Raw genomic sequence first — 5,580 nt, 5'->3', positions numbered from 1 at the left:
AGTAAGCCAGACAGGAGCCAGAAAAAGATATTTATCAGAAAAGTCATAATCAAGCTAGAGGTTTAAAGACTGAGCGGGTTCCAATTATTTTTATTAATAAATATTTTACACAATTCATACCAGGTAAGCAAGAGGGCTACGCCACTACTACCGAATCATTACCGAGGGAGTTGCTTCATGATCAGTTAAAAGCAAAATTTGATCGGACTGAAATCCAAAACGGTGAATGAGTAATTCCTGTTGTAGTTTGACATCATTGACTGCACCTTCAAGGGGTATCCATCTAGTATCTGGGTAATTATTAACACCCACTAATAATGCCCGTTTACGAGGTGTATTTTCTGCCAGTACACTACGATAAAGAATGGCTTGCTGTTTCAATTCCAACTGGCTCAATCCTAAAGTGGCTAATAAAGAACCAGTCAGGGATAGTAATTGCCTACGCTTAATTCTAGTCATAAAATTTCACTCCCTATTTAATACTACCAAATCTTGATAATGAAAGCATTTATTATTGTGATTTGGGGGGAATTTGCTCGGCCGTTAAGGTGACAATTTAGCCATCTTTTAAAATGCTGATAGACTCTCCTAGATCGCTATTCTCACACCAGCATCGATTTTCTGATGCAGTTCTGTTAAGGTGGATTCAGTCAATTGAGTTCTAGATAGATAATCCAAGTATCGCACAAGGGTAAATACAAATAGATTAGGTTAACGACACATCTTCGGGAATATTATACCACTGGCTACTTTTCTGTCAACTCTCTCTAAAGACTGATGATTTCCTCCTCTTCTTTTCTGTGTACTTTGTCCGCCTAAATCTGTTAAACTAGAAACATCGGAACTCAATACTGGAGAAACCCCTTATGTCAGAAACCTCAAAGGTTAAAGATAGCCGTATAGACTTGAGAGTGACTCAAGAACAAAAAGAACTTCTCGAAAAAGCCGCCTCCCTCAGAGGAATTTCCTTAAGTGCTTATACTCTTCTTCACCTGTTACCTATTGCCAAACAAGACATAGACACTCAGGAAAGATTGATTCTTTCAGATCGAGATCGAGACTTATTTATGTCCATTATGGAAAATCCCCCGGAACTTCAAGGAAACCTCAAAACAGCCATTAAAAAATATCGAGATAAATATGGACAATGAGGCGTAAAAAAGATGGAATTTTGTCCCTATTCATCAAAAGTATGGCTCTCTTATTCTTTGTGTGATCTCGCGTAGCGAGCGCGTTGCGACCAGTTTAACTTACTATAGAAGCGATCAATCTTTGTGTCCTCTGTGTCTGGAGTGGTTCCTTCCACTCGCTCCCCAGCAGGACTGTGTCTTAGAATACATTTTATCCACCAAACCTAAGAGAGCCTCCTAGGCTGTTTAGCAAAGGCGCAATGCTGCTTGATAACTCTCCAAAAGGCTATATTGTTACACAGGTTTTTATAGACAAAAAAAGATTTATTTGTCGGTAGTGTTCTGAATCTGTGGACAAAACAAGTCACAATGAATAGATTGACTACCTCGCAGAAATACGATCCACAGGTCTAGAACATTACCAGTTCATCTTATATTTAATTCCACCCACTTACTTAGGAAATCACCATGGAACTTTATCAACGAATAGCCGATTTTTATGACTCCTCTAGTGGACTATGGGAAAGGATTTGGGGCGAACATATGCACCATGGTTACTACGGTCGCGGCGGCAAGATTAAACTCGATCGCCGTCAGGCACAAATTGATTTAATAGAAGAATTATTAACTTGGGGTGGTGTCACCGGCGCTAATCAGATTCTCGATGTGGGTTGTGGTATTGGTGGCAGTAGCCTTTATCTGGCCGAAAAATTTCACAGCCAAGGGGTGGGGATTACCCTTTCCCCGGTACAAGCCGCTAGAGCCAGCCAAAGAGCGCAAGAGTTCAATTTAGGGGAACAAGTGAGTTTTTGTGTGGCTGATGCCCTAAAAACCCCCTTTCCTGAGAATAATTTTGATCTGGTCTGGTCTTTGGAAAGTGGCGAACATATGCCCGATAAAAGGCAATTTCTGCGGGAATGTTATCGGGTTTTGCAGCCCGGGGGGACTTTTTTGATGGCCACTTGGTGTCATCGTCCCACCACTTCCCTGGCCGGTAATTTAACGGAAGGGGAGATTAAACTATTAAACGAGATTTATCAGGTTTATTGTCTGCCCTATGTGATTTCTTTGCCAGAATACGCCGATATTGCCCGTGAAGTTGGCTTTCAAGACCTAAAAACCGATGATTGGTCTCTATCGGTGGCGGCTTTTTGGGATGTGGTGATTGATTCGGCCCTCAGCACAGATGCGATCGCTGGTTTGTTAGCAAGCGGTTATACTACTATCCAAGGGGCCTTATCTTTAGGGTTAATGCGGCGCGGTTACGAGTCGGGTTTAATTCGTTTTGGTTTACTGCAAGGGAAAAAATAATCGCTGGTGATTCGCAAGTAAGTCGAATCAAATCCTGTTTTTGTTCGGGGGTGATACCTTCTGCATCGATAAAGGCCGATCTCTGTATTTCTTTTTAACAAAACTTAACAATTATCGGCAAAATTTTGCTTGCTTTTGTGGGGAGATTTTGAGATAATATTTTTAAAAGATTTTATTCATAATCGGAATATTTGCACCTAAAGAAATTTGCACAGATTCCCATTATAAGAAAAGCATAGCGCAAACCGCGGATAAAGTCAAGTCCTTTCCCATACTTATGGGTGCGAATTTCCTAGAATCAAAAAAAGGGCTTTGGTGGGGGGCAGGTGTTGGGGAGATTTTTGCTGGGTTCAAGGAACAGTTTTTTTTAGGGAACGATTGTATGGGGGAACTTCCGTTCGGCCCGACAAGAGCGAAAAAAATGCCAGGAGGCTCCCAAGAGGAGGTTGATTGCGATGGCTCAGGGCAGATTTGAACTGCCGACCTTGGGCTTATGAGTCCCCTGCTCTGACCAACTGAGCTACTAAGCCGTTGTTTACACAGTTATCAATCATAACACATAATCACCCAATTGCACAAGAGCAAAAAAGGGAAGAAAAAATCTTCCCTTTGGGGGTATCTTTAACGTCTGCCTGGCAGGAAAGCGATGGGATTGACTGCGCCCTGGCCGGAGGGGTGAACCTCGAAATGTAGGTGGGGGCCGGTGCTAAAACCGGTGCTACCCATCTGGGCGATTGGCTCGCCTTGCTGAACAGTTTCGCCGCGACGCACCAACAGACGGCTGTTATGGGCATAGAGAGTGACGCTACCATCGGGGTGACGCAGTTTCACCAGATTGCCATAACCACCCGAATTCCAACCGGAGGCGATTACTTCACCGGCAGCCGCCGCCACAACTGGTGTACCCACTGGACCGGCGATATCGATGCCGCGATGAGGTCTGCCCCAGCGCCAACCGAAACCGGAGGTTAACACACCTCTAGTGGGCCAGATAAAGCCGGTAAAAATCGGGGCGGGATTAGGTAAATACTCATCGGGATTAGTGAGGGGGGGAAGGGAAGGTTCTACGGTTTCGCCGACGGGAATTCGTAGGCGGTCATTATATTCTTCCACATTCGTAGGAGCCGAACCGATAATCTGTGGGGGGATGCTTTGGTTAGAACGAGAACGAAGGGCGTTCCATTGGGGATTAGGGGTTATTTGCCGATCATCGAGGGTTTCTGCGGGATTATCGACGGGAATAGCGATACTTTTCTGGGTTTCCGAAAGGTTAGTTTCCCGCAGATTAGCCACCTCTTGGCGCAATCTTTCCCGATAGCTGCCGGTGATATTTTCGGGGAATTCTTCCGTCCCCGTGGTGGCGGTGGCGGCGGGCAAATTTTGTCGATTGCTGGGGTTAAAGGACAATCTAGGGCGATCGGCGACCAAGGGAGTAAGATTTTGATTAACTCTAGCGTTGGCAGAGCGGTCGGGAATCACTAGGGTTTGATTAACTTTAATCCGGTTGGGGTTGTCAATGCCGTTTTCCCTGGCTAATTCGGCGGGGGTGATGCCGAGAGCGCGAGCGATCGTGTTTAAGGTATCTCCTGGCCGAACCCGATAAACTTGATTTTCTGGGGGAATTATGACCCGAGGATTGGGAACGGCGGGAATTTCAGTCACAGGAGCCGGATTTCGTAGGGCGACGCTGGGAATTTCCGGTCTGCTTGTCAAGGGAGGATTAACGGCAATTGGGGCTATCGTGCGATCGCTTTCAGGGGTGGGAACGGGAATCGGGATCACCTGGCTGGTTGGTCGAGGGGATTCTTCGGGAGCAATAACGGGAATCTCGACGCTAGTTGGCGAATTATCGGGAACGAGAGCGGTAGTTTCAGTAACGATTACTGTTTCCCCAGAATTGGACTGATGGGGGGTTTCCTCGGTTCGCAAGGCGGCCAAACTTTCTTGGAGACGTTGACGGGTTTGACGCAGACTAGCAGAGGAACTATCCAACTGCTCAGGAGTTGCTGCCGGGGCTGCCGGGGGCAACTGCTCAGGAGTGGGAATTTTTAAGGTTTGTCCGATAATCAGATCGGATTGGGGGGAGAGATTATTGCGGGTAGCGATCGCTGAAGGGGTGGTTTGATAGGTGTCGGCTAAACTCCACAGGGATTCTCCCGGTTTTACCTGATGGTCAACTACTGATGTGGCGATGAATTTGACGGTAGCAAGTGCTTGGGATTGGATTATTTGCGGTTCTTTTAGTTCTTTACCCGCAGCTTTGGCTTTTTGGGACAGGTCGATCACTTCCCATTCCGGAGGTACAGAATTGGCGGCCTGGGCTGATTCTGAGGTGGAGTTGAGAAGGCTAGGTACTCCCAGAGAGAGTGCTAATCCCAGCAGGGCAGCCGAGCAACGGACTCGGTTAGACTCAGCATTGCTATTCTGTTCTGGGGTAGCGGATGTCATGGGGTTGTGGATAAAAGTCTCTTTCAAACAGACCTCCTGTGGTGTAAAGAGTTAGCTAGAGCCAGTCGATGAAGCCGATGATTCTAGCTTTCAGCATTAGCCTTGAGGCTAGAGTAGAAGTTAGGCAACTTTCTTTTTAGTCAAAATACCTAAAGGTGACTTTTAGGAGAGATTAACTTAGATTTTGAAATTATGCAAGTCTCCCTCTGACTATTAGCATCGGGATCACGGCAAGTTGGTGACATTTTGAATGTCCAGATTGACGATGCTCTATCTCAGTTGTTCCAAGCTGATCAGCATTTTTGGTCTTGCCAATTTTTGCCAGTTTTTTCATAGAAATTTTTTATCTGTTTTGCGATTTACAAAGAAATTATTAATCATTCGCCGCTCGACAGGAAACAAGGGGCAACGATGGCTATTCAAGGTCAATACCGGATAAATAGGGTTTGCCGAAAAAATTTTTTCTGGGGGCAGGGTGTGGGGTGCGAGGTGTCGGTCGTCCATAGCAAATTAGGTTACACTTCGTCTTGATCAGAAAAAGGCTGTCATACTATTAGGGGTCGAGAAGGTCGTCACCGACCTCCCCTCCCATTCAGAACCGTGCATGAGACTTTCACCTCACACGGCTCCTAGTCTGATTGTTCCCTTGTTAAGGATACAACTTGACATCTTTTTGTTGACCTTGTATTAT

4 protein-coding genes and 1 tRNA gene are annotated in these 5,580 nt (G+C 45.7%); 2 read left to right on the top strand and 3 right to left on the bottom strand.

All coding sequences use genetic code 11. The annotated features are described in order from the left end of the window. Positions 1–147: 147 nt before the first annotated feature. Positions 148–459 (bottom strand): caspase family protein, encoded by a 312-nt coding sequence (locus tag O9324_RS21960; RefSeq protein ID WP_288141304.1) that lies wholly within the window; start codon positions 457–459, stop codon positions 148–150. Positions 460–866: 407 nt separating this feature from the next. Here O9324_RS21960 and O9324_RS21955 point away from each other — a divergent pair, with 407 nt between their 5' ends. Together O9324_RS21955 and O9324_RS21950 are read left to right on the top strand one after the other, a co-directional pair. After that, positions 867–1,151, top strand: a complete 285-nt coding sequence (locus O9324_RS21955) for a type II toxin-antitoxin system TacA family antitoxin (protein WP_002789208.1) — start codon at positions 867–869, stop codon at positions 1,149–1,151. A 447-nt stretch (positions 1,152–1,598) separates the two neighbouring features. After that, positions 1,599–2,441 (top strand): methyltransferase domain-containing protein, encoded by an 843-nt coding sequence (locus O9324_RS21950; protein ID WP_287627486.1) that lies wholly within the window; start codon positions 1,599–1,601, stop codon positions 2,439–2,441. A 456-nt stretch (positions 2,442–2,897) separates the two neighbouring features. Here O9324_RS21950 and O9324_RS21945 read toward each other — a convergent pair. Together O9324_RS21945 and O9324_RS21940 are read right to left on the bottom strand one after the other, a co-directional pair. Continuing rightward, a tRNA-Met gene (locus O9324_RS21945) sits at positions 2,898–2,971 on the bottom strand. A gap of 91 nt (positions 2,972–3,062) precedes the next feature. Next, on the bottom strand, positions 3,063–4,889 hold the full coding sequence (locus O9324_RS21940) for a peptidoglycan DD-metalloendopeptidase family protein (RefSeq protein ID WP_288141303.1): 1,827 nt from the start codon (positions 4,887–4,889) through the stop codon (positions 3,063–3,065). Between the last annotated feature and the right edge of the window lie 691 nt (positions 4,890–5,580).

Source organism: Microcystis sp. LE19-84.1B (assembly GCF_027531875.1).
Taxonomy (GTDB): Bacteria; Cyanobacteriota; Cyanobacteriia; order Cyanobacteriales; family Microcystaceae; genus Microcystis; species Microcystis panniformis.
This window is presented reverse-complemented; position numbering and strand designations above follow the sequence as displayed.